The sequence below is a fragment of the Desertimonas flava genome, assembly GCF_003426815.1.
In the GTDB taxonomy this organism is placed as follows: domain Bacteria; phylum Actinomycetota; class Acidimicrobiia; order Acidimicrobiales; family Ilumatobacteraceae; genus Desertimonas; species Desertimonas flava.
The window spans coordinates 343,753-367,991 of record NZ_QKYK01000001.1 but is presented as its reverse complement, the minus strand read 5'-3'; the positions used below and the strand labels follow the sequence as shown (position 1 = coordinate 367,991).

General features: G+C 70.7%; 21 protein-coding genes. 9 read left to right on the top strand and 12 right to left on the bottom strand.

Going from position 1 to position 24,239, the window contains the following annotated elements; all coding sequences use genetic code 11:
- The first annotated feature begins 32 nt into the window (after positions 1-32).
- Positions 33-605: a TetR/AcrR family transcriptional regulator gene (locus DN771_RS01765; RefSeq protein WP_162941427.1), complete on the top strand. Its 573-nt coding sequence runs from the start codon at positions 33-35 to the stop codon at positions 603-605.
- A gap of 61 nt (positions 606-666) precedes the next feature.
- Here the strand turns inward: DN771_RS01765 and DN771_RS01760 are convergent, their stop codons facing one another.
- From DN771_RS01760 to DN771_RS01740, 5 genes are all read right to left on the bottom strand, one after another.
- Positions 667-1,677: a DUF7064 domain-containing protein gene (locus DN771_RS01760; RefSeq protein ID WP_116995589.1), complete on the bottom strand. Its 1,011-nt coding sequence runs from the start codon at positions 1,675-1,677 to the stop codon at positions 667-669.
- Positions 1,674-3,287 carry a PEP-utilizing enzyme gene (locus DN771_RS01755; protein ID WP_116995588.1) on the bottom strand — a complete coding sequence of 538 codons (1,614 nt, stop codon included), beginning with the start codon at positions 3,285-3,287 and terminating at the stop codon, positions 1,674-1,676. The genes DN771_RS01760 and DN771_RS01755 overlap by 4 nt, the downstream gene beginning before the upstream one ends.
- Positions 3,284-4,510, bottom strand: a complete 1,227-nt coding sequence (locus DN771_RS01750; RefSeq protein ID WP_116995587.1) for an amidohydrolase family protein — start codon at positions 4,508-4,510, stop codon at positions 3,284-3,286. Before DN771_RS01750 ends, DN771_RS01755 begins: the two co-directional genes overlap by 4 nt.
- Before the next feature lie 165 nt (positions 4,511-4,675).
- Positions 4,676-5,647 (bottom strand): hypothetical protein, encoded by a 972-nt coding sequence (locus tag DN771_RS01745; protein ID WP_116995586.1) that lies wholly within the window; start codon positions 5,645-5,647, stop codon positions 4,676-4,678.
- 68 nt (positions 5,648-5,715) lie between these two features.
- Entirely contained in the window at positions 5,716-7,341 is a 1,626-nt protein-coding gene (locus DN771_RS01740; protein ID WP_116995585.1) for an alpha/beta fold hydrolase, read from the bottom strand.
- Between the two features lie 48 nt (positions 7,342-7,389).
- Here DN771_RS01740 and DN771_RS01735 point away from each other — a divergent pair, with 48 nt between their 5' ends.
- Both DN771_RS01735 and DN771_RS01730 read left to right on the top strand, forming a co-directional pair.
- Positions 7,390-9,261 (top strand): ABC transporter ATP-binding protein, encoded by a 1,872-nt coding sequence (locus DN771_RS01735; protein ID WP_227462243.1) that lies wholly within the window; start codon positions 7,390-7,392, stop codon positions 9,259-9,261.
- Positions 9,258-10,397, top strand: a complete 1,140-nt coding sequence (locus DN771_RS01730; RefSeq protein WP_116995584.1) for a CaiB/BaiF CoA transferase family protein — start codon at positions 9,258-9,260, stop codon at positions 10,395-10,397. Before DN771_RS01735 ends, DN771_RS01730 begins: the two co-directional genes overlap by 4 nt.
- A gap of 134 nt (positions 10,398-10,531) precedes the next feature.
- Here DN771_RS01730 and msrA read toward each other — a convergent pair whose 3' ends face one another.
- The 4 genes from msrA to DN771_RS01710 all read right to left on the bottom strand — a co-directional run bounded on the left by msrA (position 10,532) and on the right by DN771_RS01710 (position 14,130).
- Positions 10,532-11,179 (bottom strand): peptide-methionine (S)-S-oxide reductase MsrA, encoded by a 648-nt coding sequence (gene msrA / locus DN771_RS01725; RefSeq protein ID WP_116995583.1) that lies wholly within the window; start codon positions 11,177-11,179, stop codon positions 10,532-10,534.
- A gap of 226 nt (positions 11,180-11,405) precedes the next feature.
- Complete coding sequence (locus tag DN771_RS29935) at positions 11,406-11,612, bottom strand: hypothetical protein (RefSeq protein WP_205528361.1); 207 nt, start codon at positions 11,610-11,612, stop codon at positions 11,406-11,408.
- A gap of 140 nt (positions 11,613-11,752) precedes the next feature.
- On the bottom strand, positions 11,753-12,967 hold the full coding sequence (locus DN771_RS01715) for a pyridoxal phosphate-dependent aminotransferase (RefSeq protein ID WP_227462242.1): 1,215 nt from the start codon (positions 12,965-12,967) through the stop codon (positions 11,753-11,755).
- Positions 12,967-14,130: a GGDEF domain-containing protein gene (locus tag DN771_RS01710; RefSeq protein ID WP_116995582.1), complete on the bottom strand. Its 1,164-nt coding sequence runs from the start codon at positions 14,128-14,130 to the stop codon at positions 12,967-12,969. The genes DN771_RS01715 and DN771_RS01710 overlap by 1 nt, the downstream gene beginning before the upstream one ends.
- 122 nt (positions 14,131-14,252) lie before the next feature.
- Here DN771_RS01710 and DN771_RS01705 point away from each other — a divergent pair, with 122 nt between their 5' ends.
- Complete coding sequence (locus tag DN771_RS01705; protein ID WP_162941426.1) at positions 14,253-15,032, top strand: hypothetical protein; 780 nt, start codon at positions 14,253-14,255, stop codon at positions 15,030-15,032.
- 18 nt (positions 15,033-15,050) lie between these two features.
- Here the strand turns inward: DN771_RS01705 and DN771_RS01700 are convergent, their stop codons facing one another.
- Positions 15,051-15,758 carry a 5' nucleotidase, NT5C type gene (locus tag DN771_RS01700; protein WP_116995580.1) on the bottom strand — a complete coding sequence of 236 codons (708 nt, stop codon included), beginning with the start codon at positions 15,756-15,758 and terminating at the stop codon, positions 15,051-15,053.
- A gap of 93 nt (positions 15,759-15,851) precedes the next feature.
- Here DN771_RS01700 and DN771_RS01695 point away from each other — a divergent pair, with 93 nt between their 5' ends.
- From DN771_RS01695 to DN771_RS01675, 5 genes are all read left to right on the top strand, one after another.
- Complete coding sequence (locus DN771_RS01695; protein WP_162941425.1) at positions 15,852-16,235, top strand: PASTA domain-containing protein; 384 nt, start codon at positions 15,852-15,854, stop codon at positions 16,233-16,235.
- Positions 16,236-16,496: 261 nt separating this feature from the next.
- Complete coding sequence (locus tag DN771_RS01690) at positions 16,497-18,272, top strand: methylmalonyl-CoA mutase family protein (RefSeq protein ID WP_116995578.1); 1,776 nt, start codon at positions 16,497-16,499, stop codon at positions 18,270-18,272.
- The gene (scpA, locus tag DN771_RS01685) at positions 18,269-20,443 is read left to right on the top strand and encodes a methylmalonyl-CoA mutase (RefSeq protein ID WP_116995577.1); all 2,175 of its coding nucleotides are present in this window, start codon (positions 18,269-18,271) and stop codon (positions 20,441-20,443) included. The genes DN771_RS01690 and scpA overlap by 4 nt, the downstream gene beginning before the upstream one ends.
- Before the next feature lie 91 nt (positions 20,444-20,534).
- Complete coding sequence (gene meaB, locus DN771_RS01680) at positions 20,535-21,566, top strand: methylmalonyl Co-A mutase-associated GTPase MeaB (protein WP_116995576.1); 1,032 nt, start codon at positions 20,535-20,537, stop codon at positions 21,564-21,566.
- Between the two features lie 132 nt (positions 21,567-21,698).
- Entirely contained in the window at positions 21,699-22,829 is a 1,131-nt protein-coding gene (locus tag DN771_RS01675) for a hypothetical protein (protein WP_116995575.1), read from the top strand.
- A gap of 17 nt (positions 22,830-22,846) precedes the next feature.
- On the opposite strand, the gene DN771_RS01670 is transcribed toward DN771_RS01675, so the two are convergent.
- Together DN771_RS01670 and DN771_RS01665 are read right to left on the bottom strand one after the other, a co-directional pair.
- Positions 22,847-23,746 (bottom strand): hypothetical protein, encoded by a 900-nt coding sequence (locus DN771_RS01670; protein ID WP_116995574.1) that lies wholly within the window; start codon positions 23,744-23,746, stop codon positions 22,847-22,849.
- Positions 23,731-24,192, bottom strand: a complete 462-nt coding sequence (locus DN771_RS01665; RefSeq protein ID WP_116995573.1) for a hypothetical protein — start codon at positions 24,190-24,192, stop codon at positions 23,731-23,733. The genes DN771_RS01670 and DN771_RS01665 overlap by 16 nt, the downstream gene beginning before the upstream one ends.
- Positions 24,193-24,239: the final 47 nt, after the last annotated feature.

Below are 24,239 nucleotides of genomic sequence, written 5' to 3'. Positions count from 1 at the left end.
CTGCGTCGATACGCTCGAACAGAATGGATCGGATGTCCACGCAGCGTGAGCAGATCCTCGAGGCGGCCCGCCAGTGCTTCGAGCGTTGGGGGCCTGAGCGGACGCGGATGGACGACATCGCCAAGGCCGTCGGGATCGCCCGGCCCAACCTCTATCGGTACTTCCCGAGCAAGATGAGCGTGCTCGTCGAGGTCATCGGCAACGAGATGCGGGTCATCAACGCCGCGCGACGCTCGCGGCTGCCGATCGAGGGCGACACGCGGACACTGATCAGCCGCTCGATCTCGCTGGGCATCGAGCTCGCCCTCGAGGATTCCGAGCTGCTGTCGGTGATGCGGGCCGACAGTCTCGACCTCACCGCCGAAGCTCTCGTGACGCACACCTCCCTGATGGAGATCCAGGCCGAGTACTGGTCACCGATCTTCGAGCACGGACGATCGCGGGGTGAGATCCGGGCCGATCTCACCGACGACACGGAGATCATTCGGTGGATCCAGATCGTGCAGTTCATGTGCGTCGAACGGCGCGAGTTCTTCCCCGACATCGCCGCCATCACGCGACACTTCGACCGGTTCGTCGTTCCGGCGATCGTCGTTCCCGACTGAACGAACAACGCAGGGCCGACGGGACGCGCCACCGCAAAGCGCAGGCTGGCACCGCCCGATGTCAGCCGGTCACGAGGGCGTCGAGCTCGGCGGCCTCGTCCGGGGTGAGCACGTCGGCCCACTCCATCACCCCGAACCCGGCGCGACCATCGGGCAGCGTGACCGCCGAGATGGCGTTGTTGTCGTAGCGGCGCGGGCCGGAATGCGGCAGGTAGAACGGCCAGTGCACCTGAGTGGTCGCGCTGAACCTGAGGTCGATCGGCGCGCCGTAGCGAATCTCGGCGGCGTCGTAGGACGCCACGCCGGCCCGTGGTGCGTAGTCCGCGCCGACATCGGTGGTGAAGCGCACGCCGTCCGCATCGGCGACCGCCCCGATGCCGGCGACGCGGTCGCCGGTGGGGATGCCGATCGCGTTGGCGAACATGAGTGAGCCGTCTTCGGCGGCGACGCAGGTGGCCGTCCAGAACGCCTTGAAGTCGTTCTGCTCGTGCCGGACACCCCACGAGTGGTCGCGCACGAACAGTCCTGACCCGGCCACCTCGACGTCGCCGGTGGCGATCGTCCCCGACCAGCGGCCGCCCTGCTCGTAGTGGGCCTGGTCGCCCATTTGCGGACCGTCGGCGTTCGACCGCATGACCGCGGTCATCGCCCGCAGCCCTTCGGCGAAGTCGACGGCGGGCAGCTCGCTGGTGAGCTCGATGTCCACCCCCAGCCGGACGTCGCCGGCGCTCGGCGGATGCGTTGCGACGAACCCGAGCGGTCCGACCCCGTCGCGCGCGCTGAGGTCGGCGCCGAGCCGGATGCGGCGGAACGGCTCGACGACGTCGTAGTCGACGCCCGCGACCACACGACTCGCGTCGTACACGCCCTCCACGATCGCCGACGCCGTGCGGCCGCCGGTCGTCGCCACGAACCGGGCCTCTTGGTAGTCGCGCCCGGGCACTCGCTGGAGATGCACCATCAAGCCGGCGTGCCGGTCTCCGTCCCAGGCGATGACGAAGAGGTTCTCCTGCCACCGATCGGGCAGTGGTGACGGTGGATGGCGCAGCGTCTCGTCGGCCGGACCGATCATGACGTCTCCCCCCGCTTCAGGACGGTGACCGTGCCCGCCGTCCCGTCGAGGCGGACGAGGTCGCCGGTGCGGATGCGCGCCGTGCCGTCGTTCGTGCCGATCACGCACGGCACGCCGAGCTCGCGCGCGACGATCGCACCGTGGCTGGCCGGACCCCCGATGTCGATCACGAGGCCGGCGGCGATCATCATCACCGGTGTCCAGCTCGGGTCGGTGAACCGGCACACGAGGACCTCGCCCGGCTCGAGGTCGTCGTCGGGATCGAGCACGACTCGAGCCGGTCCCTCCACGCTGCCGGCAGCACCAGCGGCACCGGCGACGACGACGTCGGCATCCGCCTCGACCTGCAGATCACGCACGATCGGCGTGGGCGTCCCGGTGAACGTGACCGGCATCTCGAAGCGGCGGTACTCCTCACGCCGCGAGCGACGGAACGCCACGAGCCCGCGCGCGTCGACGGGGAGTCCGTCGCGGAGCTCATCGAGGGTGAAGTAGAAGACGTCGTCGACCTCGTCCAGTTCGCCACCGTCGACGAGGAGCCGGCCGAGGTCGCGCGCCGCGGCGCGGCCACCGTCGAGGGCCATGAGGTAGCCGGCCTTGCCGAGCTCGTTGTACTGGGTCGCCCGCACGAGGGCGGCGCAGGCCCTCGAGGCACTCCGTCTGCGCCACGCGGGGAGGCGCCCGAGCAGCGCGGTGACGGCGGCGGATCGCTGTGCGGTGTTCGCCGCCTCACGCTCGCGCGGCCGTTCGCTGTCGGGGCGCGTTCCGAGCGCGTCCAGCAGCTTCGCCACCGGGGTCGGATCCTCGCGCCACGCTCGCCCGGTGAGGTTGCCTTCGAACGGGCCGTGGAAGCCGTGCCTGCGGACGAACTCGTCGATGGAGAGGCGTCCTCTGCTGGCTTCCCACAGGTCGTCGGCGAGCGCCGTCTCGGCGATGCCGCCGAGACCGGTGAGCAACGGCATCAACAGATCGCCGGCATTAGCCGACGTCGCCAGCTTGGTGAGCTTGCCCTGCACCGCCATCAGCCCGAATCGCCCGGTGACGTGGATGTGGAACGCAGTGCGGAAGCGATCGGCGGCGTCGACCAGACGAACGCGGGGATCGCCCATCGCAGTTCGGTCTCGGACCTCGCGCTGCCACCACGCCTGCTGATCGGCATGCATCGCCCGCAGGCGGCCAGGGGTGCGGGCCATTGCCACCGGGGCCTTCGCCAGGATCACCGGGAGGCGCCGAAGCCGGCGCTCGGCCGGCAGGCCGGGACGGACGCGTCCACAGATGTCCCGCTCGAAGTCGTCGGCCGTCACACCCGGCATGGTGCCGAACAGCGGCCGGAGGAAATCGATGTTCATCGCCGGGCGGCCGAAGAAGTGAGCCGTCAGCAGCTGATTGGGATCGGTCGGGACGGCGAGCTCGCGGCGCGAGAGGATGCCGAAGTCGCAATAGGCGAGCCGACCGCCGGCTTCCATCGTCGGCCCCCAGAAGCTCCAGCACAGTGGCGACAGCACGTCCGGCGTGGCTTCGCCGATGTTGGCGGTGGTCCAGTAGCGACCGGGCTCGCTCTCGGTGGTGGTCGGGTCGGTGAACCCGGCGGAGATGGGAGAGGTGGTCATGACCCCGCCGACGCCGTGACGTCGATGCGGAACAGCGCCCGGGCGTTGTCGGCCATGATCTTCGCCTGCGCCTCGTGGCCGAGGCCGCTCGTCATCTCCACCGCCGTGTCGTAGCACGTCGGCCACGAGGAGTCGGAGTGCGGGAAGTCGGTCTCGTAGAGCACGTTGTCGACCCCGATGTGTTCGAGCAGCGTGAGGCCCACGGGGTCACGGAAGAACGTGCACCAGATGTTGCGGTCGAAGTAGAAGCTCGGCGGATTGGGCAGTGCACTCGTCGACACGTCGGTGAAGCCCACGCCCCGCATCTCGCTCCACACGAAGTCGGCGCGCGAGAGGACGTAGGGGATCCACGCCAACTGCGACTCGGCGAGCACCAGCTTGAGGTCGGGCAGTCGTTCGAGCAGGCCGGAGAAGAGCCAGTCGGTCAGCGTGTAGCCGGCGTTGAACGACGCCATCACGTTGGGCACGGCGCCGAGACTGTCCTTCGCCAGCATCGGGAAGCCGCCGGTGCCGATGTGCATCGACAGCACGATCTCGTTGGCCGCGCAGGCCGCGAACAGGTCGTCCCAGTGCCCCGAGAAGATCGACGGGAGGCCGAGCAGATGCGGCGCCTCGGAGAACGTGATCGAGCGGAAGCCCAACCCGGCGAGGCGCTCGACCTCGGCCACGGCGAGGACTGGGTCCCACAGCGGGACGATCCCCATCGGCACGAGGCGGCCGTTCGAACCGGCGCACCACTCGTCGACGATGAAGTCGTTGTACGCCTTGATGCAGAGCAGGGCGAGCGCCTTGTCCTCCGCCAACGAGAACGTCTGCCCGCAGAAGCGTACGAACATGTTGGGGTAGCACACGGATGCTTCGATGCCTGCGGTGTCCATGTCGCTGAGGCGCGCCACCGGGTCGTAGCAGGACTTCAGCATGTCGTCGTAGGTGACCGGCCGCCCGTCGATCTCGCCGCGGTCGATGCCGGCGGCGGCGGCGATGCGCACGAGCGGGATGCGCTTGCCGTCGTAGTGCCAGACATCGGCGAGCCGGCCGTCCTCACGCTCCACGAAGGAGATGTCGCCCTTGCCGAGGTCGGCGGCGCCGCGGAGACGCTTGATCGTCGGGCCGTCGTCGCGCACGGCAACCGGAAGGCGGTCGCGCCAGACGTGTGCCGGCACCTGGACGTGATCGTCGGGCGAGACGAGCCGCGGCAGGGTCGGCGTCGGAGCAGATGACATGTCGTTCCCCCAGGTAGACAACTGACACGAACTGTAATCTGTCTCACCACGCGGGGCAAGCCCGTGTCGGACGTGGCGCGCTGACGGTCCGACGCAGGGTGGACCAAGCGCCCGCCCGCCGCTCCGGTCGGCGCCAGCTCAGCTCAGTTCAGTTCAGCTCTCAGCTCAGGCAGCCTCGCGGGCGAGGGCGACGCAGTTGCGCAGCTGGTCGTGGACGAACGGCGGCAGCGTCTCGCCGTCCTTGGCCAGGAGGTCCTGGGCGATGTCCTGGATCACGGCGGCGATCGACGGGTTCTCGGGGTCCTCCTCGAGTGCCAGGATCACCTCGCCGAACGGACCACGGTCTTCCTTGGCCCCCGCCCCGACCGGCGCCCAGGTGTGCACGATGAGGGCCCGCACGGCAGCCAGTTGCCAGCCGGCGAGGATCGCCCGCAGCTGCATCGCGTACGTGCGGTAGTAGCCGAGGTGCAGTGACTCGTCGGCGCGCATCGGGGTGAACAGCGCGTCGGCGATCTCGTCGGCGCCGATCTCCTTGCAGATGCGGGCCATCTGCCCGTAGGCCCCGATGGCGAGGCGCTCGTTCATCGCCCCGATCGAGTGGTACGCCATCGACACGATCGTGTAGGCGTGCCGGGAGAGCCGCCCGAAGACACCGGCGACGCGGTTGTGCGGCGGCACGTGGTCGGGGTCGGCCGGCGGCGAGATCGGCAGGCCGATGTGGTCGAGCAGCACCTCTTGGGCGACGCCGTGACCCGACTCGTCGGGCACCCAGACCTCGAGGAACCGGCCGATGTGGTCGTTCGGAGAGTGCGGCAGCAGGGTGTGGATGCTCAGCCCGGCGACGTCGGCCTCGACGCGCTGCGAGTAGCGGACGGCCGGCCCGAGCCGCGCGCCGAACAGCTCCCGGTTGTCGATCCGCCCGATCGCCGCGGCGACGACGTCGAGATCGAGGGGACGCTTGCGTTCGAGGGCGTCGACCCGCCGCTCGATGGCGAAGTACTGGTCTCGGGTCAGAGCGATGATGCGACAGCAGGATAGGCGCAGAATCCGCCGGCCGTGGCGCCGTCGAGACGCACGGCCACGTCCCAGACGGGAGGGTATTTGCCCACCGTGGCACGCCGACCGGAGGGTATTCACCCCACCGAAGCGTCGGGTATGTACCCTCCGGTCGGTTCGGTGGGCAAATACCCTCCCGTCGTCCGACGTCAGCCGGTGGTTGCCGGGGTGCCGTCGGCCGGCTCCGTCTCGGCGGCGAGATCCTCGTCGACGCCGGGGCAGTTGGTCACCTCGGGCGGCACGACGAGGTCGACCAGGTACTCATCGATGATCTCGTCGCCACAACCGGACGGGTCGTTGCCGTAGCAGGTGTGACCGTCGTAATCGATGACGACGAGGCGCCCGTCCTCGAGCGCAGCGGCCATGTTGCGGGTGCTGGCGAGCGGCGTCGCGGCGTCGCCGTTGGCGCCACACACGACGATCGGACCGGCGCCGGCCCCCGTGATCTCGACCCGCGGGTCGGTGGACTCGGGGAAGAACGTGCAGAAGTAGGTGCCCGTCGTGTTCGGCGCATAGCGCGGGGCCACCTCCTGGTAGCGCTCGGCGTCGGCGTCCTCCTGCTCCACGGTCGGCCGGTCGGCGGTGTCCATGCAGACGATCGACTGGAACGCCTCGAGCGAGTTGTCCCACGTGCCGTCCGGCTGGCGCTGGTAGTACGCGTCGTACAGGGCGAGCAGACCTGACCCGTCACCCTCGGCGGCGGCCACCAGCGCGTCGGACAGCTGTGGCCAGCTGCTCTCGCTGTACATCGCCTCGGCCGTCGCCAGGAGGGCGACACCGCGGGTGACATCGGGGCGATCCGGCTCGCTGGGGATCGGCTTGGCGTCGAGCTTGAGCATCAGCTGGTCGAACGCGCCCTCGGCGTCACCGTCGTTGTGGAACGCACATGACGGGTCGGCGCTGCATTCGGCGAGGTAGGTCGTCAGCGTGCCCTCGAACCCCTCGGCCTGCTGGATGCCGCCCTCGGTGAGATCGGCGTTGGGGTCGGCCGCACCGTCGAGCACGGCGGCCCGCACGGTGTCGGGGAACAACGTGGCCCACGTGGCGCCGAGCTCGGAGCCGTAGCTCCAGCCGAAGTAGCTGATCGTCTCCTCGCCGAGTGCCCGGCGGATCGAGTCCATGTCTCGCGCCGAGTTGTTGGTGCCGATGAACTCGATGATGTCGGCGTTCTTCTCGGCGCACTGATCGGCGAAGTCCTCGGCGACATCGATGAGCTCCTGGCGCTCCTCGCCGTCGTCCGGGGTGATGTCGGTGCCCGCGAAGTAGGCGTCGTAGTCGTCGATGCAGTCGATGTACGGCTCCGACAATCCGGTGCCGCGGGGATCCCAGGCGACGATGTCGAAGGCGTCGAGCAGCGGCTGGTTGTAGATCTGTGACGCCGCCGACCCGAGGATCGAGCCGCCGAAGCCGGGGCCACCGGGGTTCACGAGCAGGGAACCGACGCGAGCCGAGGGGTCGGCGGCCGGCGTCCGGGTGACGTAGAGCTCGAACGTGCCACCGTCGGGGTTGGCGTAGTCGATGGGCACCTCGAGCCAGGCCTCCTGGGTGCCCGGCCACTCCTCCGACTCCTCCCACTCGATCGGCGCCGGCTGCCACTCGGCAGCATCGCTGGCCGCCATCGTGTCGCCGGAGGTGACGTCGCTCGTGGTCTCGACGGACGTCCCCGCAGGGCCACTGTCGTCCGGGGGGACCGAGGCAGCGGCGCGGGTGGACAGTGCGACGCCGCTGAGGGCGACGAGGGCGGCGGTCAGAACGGCGGATCGGCGTCGCATCATGGGGCCGGATACTAGGCGCGGCCGTCCGCTCCGTAGCCTCGGTACCGGATGCGAATGGGACCACCGAACCTGCGGCCGCGGGACGCCAGCGCCATCGCGGGCGCCGAGTTCTCGACGGCCACCCTGCGGCGCATCTGGGCGTTCGCCCGACCGTACCGCCGCCTGCTGTCGCTCTACCTCGCCGTGATCATCGGTGCCGCGGTGCTCGCCCTCGCCCCGCCGCTGGTGGTGCGCGCGATCATCGACCAGGCGATCCCGGACGGCAACCGGGGCCAGATCACGTTCCTCGCCGCGGTCGCCGTGGCCGCCGCGCTCGGCGACGCCGCGCTGAACGTCGTGCAGCGTTGGTGCAGCGCCACGGTCGGCGAGGGATTGATCTACGACCTTCGCTCGGCGCTGTTCCGCAAGGTCCAGCGCATGCCGATCGCCTTCTTCACCCGCACGCCGACGGGCGCGATCACGTCGCGCCTGAGCACCGACGTCGTCGGGGCCCAGACCGCCGTGACCAACACGCTCGGCACCGTCGTCAGCAACGTGATCGGGCTGACCACCTCGCTGGTGGCGATGCTCGTGCTCGAGTGGCGGCTCACCCTGCTCGCCCTGGTGGTCCTGCCGATGTTCGTCGTGCCCGCTCGCCGCGTCGGCCGGCGGCTGCAGAAGATCTCCCGCGAACAGATGGGCCACAACGCGGCGATGAACACCCAGATGACCGAGCGCTTCAACGTGGCCGGAGCGATGCTCGTGAAGCTGTTCGGCGATCCCCGGCGCGAGAGCGAGTGGTTCGAGCGGCACGCCGCAGGCGTGAGGGACACGGGGATCCGGTCGGCGATGTACGGCCGGGTCTTCTACGTGGCCCTGGCGCTCGTCGGGGCGATGGGCACGGCGGCCATCTACGGCGTCGGCGCCCACCTCGTCGTCTCGGACAGCATCTCCACGGGCACCCTGGTCGCCCTGGCGGCGCTGGTGGGCAGGGTGTACTTGCCGTTGACGTCGCTCACCAACGCCCGGGTGGACCTGATGACGTCGATGGTGAGCTTCGAGCGGGTCTTCGAGGTGCTCGACGCCCGGGAGGCGATCACCGATCGTCCCGACGCCGTCGAGCTCGGCACGCCGGCCGGCCGCGTGACGTTCGACCACGTCCGCTTCCGGTATCCACCGGCGGAAGACACGGCGATCGCTTCGCTCGAACAGCGAGCGCCGGAGACCGATCCCGACCGGGACGTCCTCGTGGACGTCTCGCTCGACATCGCCCCAGGCGAGACGATCGCTCTCGTCGGGGCGTCCGGGGCCGGCAAGACCACGCTGGTGTCATTGATCCCGCGCCTGTACGACGTCACCGAGGGGGTCGTCCGCATCGACGGCCACGACGTGCGCGACCTGACGCTCGCCTCGCTGCGGGGTGCCATCGGCGTCGTGGCCCAGGACCCGCACCTGTTCCACACGTCGATCGGCGACAACTTGCGCTACGCCAAACCCGATGCCACCGACGACGAGCTCGTCGCCGCCGCCACCGCGGCCCGCATCCACGACACCATCGTCGGGCTCGCCGACGGCTACGACACCATCGTCGGCGAGCGCGGCTACCGGCTGTCGGGCGGCGAGAAGCAGCGCCTCGCCATCGCCCGCTTGCTGCTCAAGGATCCGGCGATCATGATCCTCGACGAGGCGACGAGCCACCTCGACAACGACAATGAGGCCCATGTGCAAGCCGCCCTCGACGCTGCCCTCCACGGACGGACGGCCATCGTGATCGCCCATCGTCTGTCCACGATCCGTGGGGCCGACCGCATCGCCGTCGTCGACGAGGGCCGCATCGCCGAGATCGGGACCCACGACGAACTCGTCGCTCGCGGTGGACGGTACGCCGCACAGTTGCGGGCCGGCGGCGAGTCGACGGCGACCGTAGGGATCGGCACGTGAGCGACACGACGACGACGACGCCGCTCTCCGGCCTGCGGGTGGTCGACGTCTCGACGGTGATCGCCGGACCCAACTGCGCCCGCTACCTCGCCGACTTCGGCGCCGACGTGATCAAGGTGGAGCGCCCGGGCGGTGACGGCTTGCGCCGGATGGCGTGGGCCGATCCACGCGACGGCGAAGGGCTGTGGTGGAAGCTCGCCAACCGCAACAAGCGCACGATCGTCCTCGACCTCAAAGACGACGAGGACCGCGACCTGTTGCTCCGGCTCCTCGCTGACGCCGACGTGCTCGTGGAGAACTTCCGGCCCGGAACCCTCGAGCGCCTGGGCCTCGCGCCGGACGTGTTGATCGAACGGGCGCCTCGGCTTGTCGTCACCCGGGTCTCCGGGTTCGGTCAGACCGGTCCATATGCGGGCCGGCCGGGATTCGCGTCGGTCGCCGAGGCGATGTCGGGGTTCGCCGCGCTCAACGGCCTGCCCGGCGGGCAGCCGCTGCCGCCGCCGATCGCCCTTACCGACGAGGTGACCGGGCTGGCCGCGGCGTTCGCCACGATGGTCGCCGTGCACTCCGGCCGCGGCCAGGTGGTGGACGTCAACCTGCTCGAGACGGTGTTCCACATCATGGGCCCGTTGGCGTCGCTGTACGCCGTGAGCGGTCAGCAGCAGCCGCGCCTCGGCGCCGGCCTGCCGTACTCGGTGCCGCGGGGCACCTACCGGTGCGCCGACGGGCGCTGGATCGCCGTGTCGACGAGCAGCGAATCGGTCGCCGAGCGGATCCTCGCCGTCCTCGGAGCCGGCGACGACGAGCGATTCGCCACGTTCGCCGGCCGATCCGAGCACCGCGAGGATCTCGAACGGCTGATGGTCGAGTGGTGCGCGGCGCGCCCATCGGACGAGGCGGTGGGACTCCTCACCGCCGCTGACGCCGCGGTCGGGTTCGTCATGGACATGGCCGACATCGCGGCCGACCCGCACTTCGCGGCCCGGGACGCGATCGTCGATGTCGGCGACACGCCCATGCAGAACGTCATCGCCCGGCTCTCGGCCACCCCGGGCGTGTTGCGGTGGGCCGGCCGCCCGCTCGACGCCGACGGCGACGACATCCGCGCCAACGCCTGGCGCCGCCCTGACGACTGACCGACACCACGAAACCTTCTGCCGGCGCGAAAACGCCGTCGTCAGGCCTTTTCGCTCCACCAGAAACAACCCGGAACTTCTGCTGGCGCGAAAACACCGTGGCGCGGCCTTCTCGCGCCAGCAGAACGAAGCCGCTACCCCGCGGCGGGGATGCGGCAGCTCACGCCGGTGGCGTGGATGGGGCAGTAGCCGTTGGGGTTCTTGTCGAGATACTGCTGGTGGTACGGCTCGGCGTAGTAGAACTCGCCGAGGTCGGCGAACTCCGTGGTGATCGACCCGTAACCGGCGTCACGCAGCGCCGACGTCATCGCGTCACGGCTCGCCTCGGCCCGCTCACGCTGGCCGGGTTCGGTGAAGTACACGGCGCTGCGGTACTGCGTGCCGACGTCGTTGCCCTGCCGCATGCCCTGCGTCGGATCGTGATCCTCCCAGAACACCTTGAGCAACTCGTCATAGGTGACGACCGACGGATCGAACACGACGAGGACGACCTCGGCGTGACCCGTCCGGCCCGAGCACACCTCTTCGTAGGTCGGGTTGGGCGTGAACCCGCCGGCGTAGCCGACCGCGGTGGAATAGACACCGGCTTGCTGCCAGAACAGCTTCTCGGCCCCCCAGAAGCAGCCGAGACCGAACACGGCCGTCTGCAGGCCATCGGGCCACGGTGGGGTGAGCGGGGTGCCGAGCACGGTGTGGGTCGGGGGGACCGGCATCGACTGGTCGGTTCGCCCCGGCAACGCATCGTTCGGCGAGATCATCTCGGCGGACTTGCGGAACATCATGTGTTCAGGCTACGGGGCCACACAACCTGGTGGGGACGGGCGGAAAGCTGGCAGCTGCCGGCGACTCGGGGCGGACAAACCGAGTCGCCGGCAGCGCCGGAAGGGCACGGCACGGCGGATTCGACGTGCCCAAAAGGCGATGGGCAGTTGGTCGCGGGGTGGGAAGCGACCAACCGCCCATCGATCAGCCAAACCAGGTGGATGGTTCGGCTGACGGGGGGTTGACTCAGCCGGTTCCCTCCGGAACCGTCACTGCGTCAGCGGCTCCTGCCACCGTTCCAGCGCCGGCGTCGGCGACGGTCTCGGTGGGCGTGTCGCCACCGTCGTCGTCATCGTCGTCGCCGCATGCGGCTGCTGTGAGGCTCAACGCGCCGACGGCGGCGATTGCCACAAGAGCTCTGGACTTCTTCATCTGGTCTCCCTCGTTGTTCACGTTGGGTAGCTGCTGCTTCGACCCGGCGGACCGGACCTTGCGCAACCAGCGGGAGTCACCATAGCGCACACATTCGTTACAGTTTCGTCACGAAATGCGCAAGAACGGGGAAAACCCCGTGCGACCAGCATGAACGTCCTTCAGATTTTTGTCAAACGAGCCAGCCGGGAAGCTGCTTCGTCGAGAACAGAAAGCTTTTTGCAACACGCGAAGCGCACCAGGTGGCGGCCGAACTCGGGGCGGGCGTAGAACACCTCGTTGGGGATGGCGACCACCCCGCACCGCTCCGGCAGCGTCCGGCAGAACGCCATCCCGTCGCCCGTCGGGTCCAGCGGACGGATGTCCACGGTGGCGAAATACGTCGCCTCGGGCACGTAGGTCACCAGGCCCGCCGCCCGGAGGCCGGCCACGAGGTGGTCGCGCTGCGTGGCGAGCGTCGACGCCACCGACTCGTAGAACCCGTCGTCCAGGTCGAGACCGACGGCGATCGCCGGCTGGAATGGCGCGGCGTTGACGTAGGTGAGGAACTGCTTCGCCGTCCGGGCCGCGGCGACGAGCGGTTCCGGTCCACTCATCCAGCCGACCTTCCACCCGGTCGTGCTGAACGTCTTGCCCCCCGACGAGATCGTCAGGGTCCGCTCGGCCATGCCGGGCAGCGTGGCCATCGGGATGTGGACCGCTCCCGGGAACACGAGGTGCTCGTACACCTCGTCGGTGACGACGATCAGGTCGTGCTCGATGGCGACGTCGGCGATCACCGTCAATTCCTCGGCGTCGAACACCTTGCCGGTCGGGTTGTGCGGCGTGTTGAGCAGGATCATCCGCGTGGACGGGCTGACGGCGCCGCGCAGCTCGTCGGGGTCGAAGACGTAGCGACCACCGCCACCGTGCGTCTCGGGACGTAGGAGGACGGGCACGGCGCGGGCGCCGGCGAGGGCGATGCACGCCTGATAGCTGTCGTACATCGGCTCGAAGACGATGACCTCGTCGCCGGCGTCGAGCGTTCCGAGCAGCGCCCCGGCGAGGGCCTCGGTCGCCCCCGCGGTGACGAGCACCTCCCGATCGGCGTCGACGTCCAGTCCGTAGAACCGCTGCTGATGGCGGGCGATGGCCTCGCGCAGCACCGGCATCCCGGGCCCGGGCGGGTACTGGTTCTGGCCGGAACGGATCGCCTCGACGGCGGCGTCGAGTACCGCATCCGGGCCGTCCGTGTCGGGGAATCCCTGCCCCAGGTTGATCGCCCCGGTGGCCACGGCGAGCGCCGACATCTCGGCGAAGATCGTGGTCCCGAAGCCCTCGAGCTTGCTGGTCAGGGCGGGACGGTGGTGCATGCCGAACTGTGCGCGAGCGGACATCACGCCATTCTGCGGGCTGTGACCCGGGAAGCCGCGGGCTTGTTGCGGTACATCGCCCGGTCGGCGACCTCGAGCAGGTCGCGGACCGTGGTCCCGTCCAGCGGTGCCACCGCCGCTCCGACGCTGGCGGTCAGTTCGTCGCCCTCCGTGGTGGGGATGCCGCGCAGTCCGGCGGCGATCGCCGCCACCCGGTCGGGCACGGCGAGCGGGTCGCCCACGCCGGCCAGCAGCACCACGAACTCGTCGCCGCCCCAACGCCCCACGACGTCGCTCTCGCGCACGGCACGACGCAGCCGGCCGGCGGCTTCGATGAGTACCCGGTCGCCTGCCGCGTGCCCCGCGTTGTCGTTGACCGCCTTGAAGCGGTCGAGATCGACGAGCATCAGGCAGGCGCCCGTCCCGTCACGCACGGCGCGGGCGAGGAGCGCGCCGGCGCGGCGCTCGAACTCGGAACGGTTGGGCAACCCGGTGAGCGAATCGGTCGTCGCCTGACGTCGCAATCCCCTGTGGTCTCGCCAGAAGGCGACGAGCGCCGCTCCCGCGGCGACGAGACCGACGAGCGCCTGGAGGCCGACGGCGAGGCGGCCGCCAACGCCGAAGGCGGCGACGGCGGCGACGGAATCCTCGTCGATGGTGAGCACCCACCGTCCGGACACGAACTCGGTGTCGGGCTCGGCGGCCACGTCGGGAGACGACCGCATCGCGTGCAGACGGGCGCCGCTCGGCGCATCGTCGTCGGGTCGGGGCACCGGGACGACGGAGACGATCGTCGTGCCGTCCCGGTCGACACCGACCGCCACGTGCTCCGGATCGACCACGGCTGCGGCCGTCCCATCGGCCGCAGCCGATTCGAGGACGAGCTCGAGCGAGGCCCGTTCGACGCCGCACGGAGCGCCGTCGCCTGGTGTGTCGTCCGGCACGCACACCGGCTGGTCGAGTGTGCGGGACAGGCGATCGATCGAGAACGGCTCCGGTGAACGGGCGAGCGCGGCGGCCGTGCCGGCGATGCGGGCGTCGAGCCGTGCCGCCTCGAGGCGGGTCGTCACTTCGACGTTCGCGCGCGTGGCGTCAGCGGCGTCGGCGCGCCGCGACAAGGTGTCGGTGACGGCCACGCCGAGGAGACAGACTCCTCCGACCAACGCCGCAGCCTTGACGTAGCGCACTCCGATCTATCGGCAGAACGCGGCGAAAACCGCAGCAATTTCACCACGGTGCGCCGATCCGTGATGAGGACGGTCAGCCGGGGGGCAGTGAGCCCTCGCCGGCCATGGTGCCGGTGGGCGGGGTGGCCGACCGGACACTGACCGACAGACCCGCGCCGGCGGGCCCGGGGTCGGGCGCCGGCCCGTCGCCCCCGTCGTCGGCCGTGGTCGTCGGGCCCAATGTCGGCCCCGGTGGCTCGCTGGTCGTCGTGGTCGTGGAGGTGGTCGGCGGCTCGGTGCTCGACGTGGTGGTGGTGGTCGTCGTCGTGGTGGTGGTCGTCGTCGGACGCGTCGTCGTCGGTGGACGGGTGGTCGTGGGCGGTCGCGTGGTGGACGGGACCGGCCGCGTGGTCGGAGTGGTCGGCCGCGTCGTGCGCGGTGCGGTCGGAGCGGTCGTGGTGGACGTCGGACCGGTGGTGGACGTGCGGGGACGGGTGGTCGAGGTCGCGGCCAGGGAGGAGGTGGACGTCTCCTCGGCCGTGCTGCCCACCCCGGCGACCGATGTCTCGGGCTCGGAGGACTCCACCGGCTCGGACGACGACGACACCGACTCGACGGTGGACTCGGGGCATTCCTCCGGGACGGAGCTCTCCGGTGGGGTGCTGGGAGGCGCCGCTGCGGCCGACCCGATCGAGGCAACACCGACGGCGATGCCGCAGGCCAGCACGGCGACGGCGACCATCGGCGTGACCGCCCGTCCCGACCGACGCAGCAACAAGAGGATCGCCACACCCGACGCGAGCGCGACCGATCCCAGCGCGATGATCGGTCCGACCGACCCTCCGGAGATCGGGAGGTCGCAGATGTCTTCGGGCATGTTGACCAGCGGTTTCGTGGACTGCGCCGACCTCGTAGGCGGCTGAGAGCAGCCTACAGTCTTGTTACGGTCTCGTGTCGGTCGATTCGGAGGCGGCCGCATCGGCGGCGGCCACCTCGGGATCTCGGCGCTGCAGGAGGCGGTCGGCCCCGGCATCGATTCCAGGCAGTTGCATCGGCATCTGGCCGAACCGGTCGGCAGCGAGATCGACCACGATCGACTCGACCTCGGTCCAGTTCGCCGCGCGCGGCCCATCGACGATGTGCCGGTTGTAGGGCTGGTCGAAGACGATCACGGTGTTGCCCAAGGCCCGGAGCGCCTCGATGTTGTGCGCGGCGTCATCGACGTAGGCGTCGGCCTGGACCTCGGGTTTCGCGCCGAGGAAGCAGAGATCACGGTAGGGGATCTTGTGCTGATCGAGCCAGGCCGCGGTGTCGCCGACGGCTCGCTCGTGAGCCCAGTTCACGTAGAGACGGTGCGTGATGATCCGGATCCAGATGCCGGCGTCGGAGAGCCGCCACAGGGCGTCGGCGGCGCCCTCGATCACGGGCATCGTGAGGATCATGTCGTAGTCGGTGACGGCGAGCTTGTGGAGCCGCTCGTACTCGTCCGGGGCGAAGCCCCACTCGTGGAAATCCCACGACCGTTCCAACGGGAGCGTCTCGGGATCCACACCGCGGCGTTCGGCGACGATCTCGCGGAACCGGCCGGTGTGGTCGGCGACCACGCCGTCGAGGTCGACACCCAGGACGAACTGCGCATTCTCGGCCACCGAGCCAGCCTAGGAACTTCAGCGGCGACCACGTCACAGCGGGCCGACGGGCGATTGGGGGAACCGTGAGGTCGCTCTGCAAGTCTGATGGGCATGATCAGCACCAAGCGTGTCGCCTTGCCGGTTCTGCTGTTCGTCGGTGTGGCCGGCGGGCTCGCCGCGTGCGGTGACGACGGTCCCGAGACCCCGCCCACCACGGTCCCCGCCGAGACGGCGCCGGCGCCGACCGAGCCCGAAGCGACCGAGCCGGGCGACGACGCAGGCAGCACCGGCGACCTGCCGACCGAGGCGTCGGCGGCCGACCTGGTGGGCCTCACCGAGGAGGACGCCGAAGCCGCCGCCGAGGAGCTCGGCTGGACGGTGCGCGTCACCCGCCGTGACGGCGAGGACCTGCCCGCCACGATGGATCTGCGCGAGAACCGCGTGAACGTCGAGGTGACCGACGGCGAGGTCACCGCCATCGTGAACATCGGCTGAGCGAAGCGAGGCCGGACGACCGTGAGAGCGCCAGCGAGCCGGGCGTCGATGGGGTCCGGGGGCGCAGCCCCCGAGCAGTGCGGCTGAGCGAAGCGAGGCCGGACGACCGTGAGAGCGCCAGCGAGCCGGGCGTCGATGGGGTCCGGGGGCGCAGCCCCCGGGAGAGCACGGCTGAGCGAAGCGACGGCGTGACGGCCGTCACCCAGGGCCGCGAGAGGGTGAGCTTCGCCGGTGCAGGAGGCGATCCGTAGTGTTGCCTCGATGCCCACGACCGCACCGCTCACCCTCGCCGGCGAGTTCCCGACGGCGACCCGCGAGCAGTGGCTGGCGCTCGTCGCCAAGGCGCTCAAACGAGATCCGTCGCCGTCCGCCGGCGAGGAGGCGCTCGCCAAGCTCCGCACCACGACGTACGACGACATCGTCATCGAGCCGCTCTACACGGCGGCCGACGCCGTCGATCCGGCGCTGCTCGATGCGCCCGGGGGCCGGCCCCGCCGGCAGGGACAATGGGACATCCGCCAGCTCGTCGACGTCGCGGCAGATGCCGGCCGGGCCCTCGAGGAGCTCGAACGTGGCGCCGGCTCGATCTGGCTCGACCTGCGGGCCGTCGACGACGTCGCCGCCGCGCTCGACGCGGCGCTCGACGGCGTCCTCGTCGACCTCGCACCCGTCGTGCTCGCCGCCGGCGCCCGTTGGCCGGAAGCGGCCGAGGCGCTCGCCGCCCGGTGGACACGGCTCGGCACCAGCCCGGCCGCCGGCGGTTCGCTCGGCGCCGACCCCGTCGGGGACTGGGCATCCGACCGCGGCCGCGACCCCGACGCCGAGCTCGCCGTTGCCGCCGGGTGGGCGGAGCGGCTCGCCGCCGAGGCCACCGGAGTACGCGCCGTCACGGTCGACGGCACCCGCTACCACGACGCCGGCGCCAGTGACGGCCAGGAGCTCGGCGCCACCATCGCCGCCGCGGTCGCCACGCTGCGGGCGCTCGAAGCGGCCGGCGTCGCCGACCCGTTCGCCGCCGTCGAACTACGCCTCGCCGCCACGGCCGACCAGTTCGCCACCATCGCCAAGTTCCGAGCCGTTCGGCGGCTGTGGGCGCGCATCGGCGAGCTGGCCGGTGCGACCGACGCGGCGACCACCACGCCGGTGCACGCCGTCGGCTCGACGGCGATGATGACCCGCTTCGACCCCGCCGTGAACATGTTGCGGTCCACGATGGCCTGCTTCTCGGCCGGGGTCGCCGGAGCCGATGCCGTGACGGTGCTGCCCTACGACCAGCTGTCGGCCGCCGAGCCCAGCGAGCTGGGGCGACGCATCGCCCGGAACACCCCGTCGGTGCTGGCGCTCGAGTCGCACCTCGGTGCCGTCGCCGACCCCGCCGGCGGCTCGTGGTTCGTCGAGCATCTCACCACCGAGCTGGCCGAACGGGCCTGGTCCTTCTTCCAGGAGATCGAAGCGGACGGTGGGTTCCGGGCCGCCGTCGAGTCGGGTCTGCTCGACCGGGCCGTCGCCGAGACCCGCAGCCGCCGCGACGCCGACATCGATCACCGCAGGGCTCCGCTCACCGGCCTCAGCGAGTTCCCCAACATCGCCGAACCCCCTCCGCCCGCGGCGCCGGTCGAGAACCCGCCGGCGTCCGGCGGTCTCGCGCGCCATCGCTGGGCCGAGCGGTTCGAGGCCCTGCGGTCGCGCGTCGACGCCCATGCCGCCGCCGGCGACCGTCCTCGCATCTACCTCGCCACGCTGGGCACGCCGGCCGACTTCACGGCGCGCATGACGTTCGCCAAGAACTTCTTCGAGGTGGCCGGCATCGAGACGCTCACGGGCCCGGTCGACGGCTTCGCCGCCAGCGGCGCCAGCACGGTGTGTGCGTGCTCCAGCAACGCCGTCTACGAGACCGAACTCGACGACGCCGTCGCCGCCCTCACCGCTGCCGGCGCGACGACGGTGTACGTGGCCGGCCGCGATCCCGTCGTCGCCGGAGGCGATGCGCTCGCCGCTCTCACGTCCGTCGCCGCCCAGCTGGGAGTCCAGTCATGAGCCTGCCCGCCGACTTCAGCTCGATCCCCCTCGCCGGCGACGGTGCCGCCGGCGCCACGCCCGATGCGACCGGCGAGGTGTGGACCACGCCGGAGGGCATCGACGTCGCTCCGTCGTACACGGCCGCCGATCTCGACGGTCTCGATTTCGTCCCACCGGCCGGCGAGACGTACCCCGGCGTCACCCCGTTCCTGCGCGGTCCGTACCCGACGATGTACGTCAACCAGCCGTGGACGATCCGCCAGTACGCCGGGTTCTCCACCGCCGAGGAGTCGAACGCCTTCTACCGCCGCAACCTGGCCGCTGGCCAGAAGGGCTTGTCGGTCGCCTTCGACCTGGCCACCCACCGTGGCTACGACAGCGATCACCCCCGGGTCGCGGGCGACGTCGGCATGGCCGGCGTGGCGATCGACTCGATCCTCGACATGCGCCAGCTGTTCGACCACATCCCGCTCGACCAGATGAGCGTGTCGATGACGATGAACGGCGCCGTGCTCCCGGTGATGGCGCTCTACGTCCTCGCCGCCGAGGAGCAGGGTGTTCCTCCGGCCAAGCTCGCCGGCACGATCCAGAACGACGTGCTCAAGGAGTTCATGGTCCGGAACACCTACATCTATCCGCCGGGCCCGTCGATGAACATCATCTCGGACATCTTCGCGTTCACGTCTCGCGAGATGCCGAAGTTCAACTCGATCTCGATCTCCGGCTACCACATGCAGGAGGCGGGAGCGACCGCCGACCTCGAGCTCGGCTACACGCTCGCCGACGGCGTCGAGTACATCCGCACCGGGCTCGACGCCGGGCTGACCATCGACGCCTTCGCCCCACGACTGTCGTTCTTCTGGGCGATCGGCATGAACTTCTTCATGGAGGTCGCCAAGCTTCGCGCCGCCCGACTGCTGTGGGCCAAGTTGGTCAAGCAGTTCGAGCCACAGAGCGACAAGTCGCTGTCGCTGCGGACCCACTCGCAGACGTCGGGCTGGTCGCTCACCGCGCAGGACGTGTTCAACAACGTCGTGCGCACGTGCGTCGAGGCGATGGCCGCCACCCAGGGCCACACGCAGTCGCTGCACACCAACGCCCTCGACGAGGCCCTGGCGCTGCCGACCGACTTCTCGGCTCGGATCGCCCGCAACACGCAGCTGTTCCTCCAGCAGGAGTCGGGCACGACGCGGGTGATCGATCCCTGGGGCGGCAGCTACTACGTGGAGCGCCTCACGTACGAGCTCGCCGCCAGGGCGTGGGCTCACATCACCGAGGTCGAGGCCGCCGGTGGCATGACCGCGGCCATCAGCGCCGGGATCCCCAAGCTGCGCATCGAGGAGGCGGCCGCCCGGACCCAGGCCCGCATCGACTCGGGCCGCCAGCCGGTGATCGGCGTCAACCTCTTCCGCCCCGACCTCGCCGACGACATCGAGGTGCTCAAGGTGGAGAACACCGCGGTGCGGGCCAGCCAGGTGGCCAAGCTCGAGCGCCTGCGGGCCGAGCGTGACCAGGCGGCGTGCGACGAGGCCCTGGCCGCGCTCACCAACGCCGCCCGGCGCATCGCCGACGGCACCCGAAGCGACGACCCCGACCTCAACCTGCTCAAGCTCTCGATCGACGCCGCCCGGGCGCGTGCCTCGGTCGGCGAGATCAGCGCCGCGTTGGAAGAGGTGTTCGGTCGGCACACCGCCACGATCCGTACGATCAGCGGCGTGTATCGCAACGAGGTCGGCGAGTCCGAGGGTGTCGCCCGCGTCCGCGCCCTCGTCGACCAGTTCGCCGCCGCCGAAGGTCGCCGGCCGCGCATCCTCGTCGCCAAGATGGGCCAGGATGGCCACGACCGGGGCCAGAAGGTGATCGCCACGGCCTTCGCCGACCTCGGCTTCGACGTCGACGTCGGTCCCCTGTTCCAGACGCCCGCCGAGGTCGCCCGCCAGGCGGCCGAGGCCGACGTCCACGTGATCGGCGTGTCCACGCTGGCCGCCGGCCACTTGACGTTGGTGCCCGAGCTGCGCAAGGAGCTCGCCGAGGTCGGTCGCAGCGACATCTTGATCGTCGTCGGTGGCGTCATCCCGCCGCAGGACTTCGACGAGCTGCGGGCGGCCGGCGCGGCAGCGATCTTCCCGCCCGGCACCGTGATCGCCGACGCCGCCGAGGAGCTCCTCGCCGAGCTCACCAAGTCCTGACCCGCCCCGACCCATCCGAGTGTGGAACCGCGCCCGAGTGTGGGATGCCCCGGAAACGGGCGCGCCACACTCCGGTGGGTACGGTGACACGGTGCCGCGGCCGACGACACCATCACCCCGACCGATCGATCTCGACGCCCTCACCGACGGCGTGCTGGCCGCCGACCGCACCGCCCTCGGCCGGGCCATCACCCTCGTCGAGTCCACCCGGGCCGACCACCAGGAAGCGGCCCAGGAACTGCTGTCACGCCTGCTCCCCCACGCCGGCCACAGCCACCGGGTCGGCATCACCGGCGTGCCCGGCGCCGGCAAGTCGACGTTCATCGACGCCCTCGGCATGCATCTGATCGGCCACGGCCATCGCGTCGCCGTGCTCGCCGTCGATCCCTCGTCCACACGTACCGGCGGCAGCATCCTCGGCGACAAGACCCGCATGGCTCGCCTGTCCGTCGACGACCACTCCTTCATCCGCCCGTCGCCGAGTGCCGGCGTCCTCGGTGGCGTCGCCAGGGCGACCCGTGAGTCGATCGTCGTGATCGAGGCCGCCGGGTTCGACATCGTGCTCGTCGAGACCGTCGGCGTCGGCCAGTCGGAGACGACGGTGGCCAACATGGTCGACACGTTCCTCCTGCTGATGCTGGCCCGCACCGGCGACAGCCTGCAGGGGATCAAGAAGGGCGTGCTCGAGCTGGCCGACGTGATCGCCGTGAACAAGGCCGACGGCCCGCACGTGACCGACGCCAAGGCGGCGGCCAGGGAGCTCGCCGCCGCCCTCCACCTCGTCGCCCTGGAGAGCGGGCCTGACGGCAACCCCGGGTGGAGTCCGCCCGTTCTCACGTGCAGCGCACTGGAGGAGACCGATCTCGACACGGTGTGGGCCCAGGTCACGGCCCACCGCGAACACGGCCGGCGCACGGGGGCCTTCGGTGCTCGCCGTCGCCGCCAGGACGTCGCCTGGATGTGGGCGACGATCGACGAGCAGCTGCTCAGCCGCTTCCGCGCCTCCCCCGCGGTGCGGGAGCGGGTGGAGGCGGTGGAGGCCGCCGTCTGTGAGGGCCGCCAGACGCCGACGGCGGCCGCCCTCGAGCTTCTCGACGCAAGCGTGCTCGGGCGTCACGCCTGACCCGCCACCCCAGCAGCTCGCCCACCTCTCGACCGCCGGCCGTAATCTGGAACCGCCGATCACCAGCGGGCGTCGCACACTCCGGCCCCGCGAACCAGGCGCCTGGCCGACGCCACCAAGGGGGATACGTCCATGATCTACCGAGCCCGCCTCCTCGCCGCGATCACCTCGGCGGTGTCGCTCGCCGCCATCTCCGTCGGCTCCGCCACTGCCGACGGCGGGGCGACCACCGACGACGTGTACGGGTACGCCGACTTCTACGGCATCCCCCATCTCGGCACCGAGACCGTGTCCGGCTCAGGCTGCGGTGGCGACGGTTCGATCGGTGACGTGATCCCCGACGGCTACTGGCGGGGCTACGTCGCAGCCATCACCGGTGGGACGCTGCAGATCGATCTCGTCTGCGTCTACGGCGACGACGTCGATCCCGTCCTCGTCGCCGAGTGGACCGCGCAGCATCCCGGCCAGCCACAGCCGTGGGTCCCCGACGGCTTCATGGTCAACAACAGCGACCGTCTCCGTTCGGTCCCGACAGCGCCGACGTTCCTCGCCCACGGCGCCGCGTGGACGGGATCGTCGTGCCTCTTGAACAGCCCGTCCACACCGCCGGAGTTCGACCGCGACGTGTGGATCCGCATCGTCGGCGGCCAGGCACAGTGGGCCGTCTCGTCGTGCACGCCGGCTCCCGGCCAAGCACCGTCGGGCCCGTCAGCACCGGGCCCGACCGGGTACACGTTCCCGTACGCGACGTTCTACGACGTCCCGCGACTCGGCGTCGAGGAGGTGCTGGGCACGGGATGCGGAGGCAACGGCTCGCTCGGCGACACCATTCCCGACGGCATCTGGTTCGGCTGGATCGACAGCCTCGGGCCGTCGTCGCTGCAGTTCGACGTCGCGTGCATCTACACGGGAGCGGCGGCCGCGCGCTACTACGACGAGTATCACGCGTCGCCGGAACTGCAGGCCGACGACCCGTCCCCGTACCTCTACGGCTCCGGCCTCTGGCTGATCAACAACAACGACCGCACGAGGACCGTGCCGCTCGCGCCGGGCTACGTCACGGCGGTTGCCGCGATCGCCGACCCGACGGCACCGCATCCCAATTGGCCGAGCGCCGGGATCGACCACGCGTGCGTGCCGCCGATCGATCCGACGATCACGCCGGCGTACTACTCGCCCGAGCAGGCAAGCTGGACCGGGGCGTGGCTCCAGATCACCAACGGGCAGGCGCAGTACGCCCTCCTGGAGTGCCCGCACGACTGACGCCGAACGGGTCCTTGCTACGCCGACGGCGCGCTCGACGGTGCGGCCGGCGATCGGGTCGATGACGTCGCCGGCACCCGCGCCGGCCAGCGTGCCGCCAACCGTTCCACCGGCAGCATCGACGCGTAGGCGACCCCGACGATCGGATACGGGAACAAGATCGCCATCAGCGCCAGCACGCCGACGTGGAACGTCCACGCCAGGCCGATCCACGCGTAGCGCACTCGACGTCCGGCGAACAGCACGACCGGCGCGCCGAGCTCCACCACGACGGTTGCGATCGCGGCCACCTGGAACAGCCACGGGTGGCCCAGCACGTACTCGGCGATCGGCGAGTAGCGATCACCGAGCAGGTGCTTGCGCAGGTTGTCGTGGGCGACGAGCCGCAGCAGCCGATCGCCGTCCAGCCAGGCGAGACCGCCACCGAAGCGGAACTTGGCGAGGCCGGACACGAAGTACGTCGTCACGGTGACGGCGCTCATCACCCGCAGCGACCACCCGGCATCTCGGCTGCGTTCGCCACCCGACGGACCCGCAGCCAGCACGACGAGGTGGAGGGCGACGAGCTGCTCGGTGTGGAGGATCGCCCCCCACGATGCGCCGAGCGTCGTGAGCACGAGGAACCCGACGGCGAGCACCGGCGCGCTGAACCGCCACCCCCGGCCGGTGATGGCGACGGTTCCGGCGGCGAAGGTGGCGACGGCGATCACGGTGACTGCTCCGGGTCCGAGCGGGCCGACCGCTTCGGCGAAGGCGACCGGCTTCCACTGCGCTCGGGGCAGTGCGGCGAGGTCGCGCCAGAACGGGGTGCGCACCACGATCCACACGAGGGCGTAGGCGATCGTCAGGACCCTGACGGCCGCCAGTCGTCCCGCCGGCGCCGGGGCGACGAGCCGATCGATCAGGCGACCGGGCATTCGGCTCGCACCGTGCGATCGACGGGGACGGGCTCGTGGGCGCGGAGCGCCTCGACCACGTCGTAGGTCTCCGTGACGATCAGGACCGTCACGATCTCGGGCCGGTCGCGCCCAACACGGTCGGCGATCTCGGCACACATCTCGTCGCCGCGGCCATCGCGCAACGCTCGGTTCAACGTGCGATTGGCGTGGATCACCTCGACCGTGCCACCGGCGAGCATCGGCGGCAGCACGTCCTCGGTCCCGTCGCCGCGGACACCCACCGCTCGCACGAACGACGTCACCTCCGGCTGGTCGCTCGTGAACATCGGGTAGTTCGACAACGGGAAGCTGTCGTGGCGCAGGCTGCGCGTCAGCGGCCACAGCGCGGCGAGCACGGCGACGGTGGCGACCACGACGGGCCACCGCCACGGCCGTCGCGCCCGCGTCGCGTCGTCGCCATCCACCTCGTCAGCTTGCCAGCGCCCGGGCGGGCTCGGCGCGACGGTCGCCG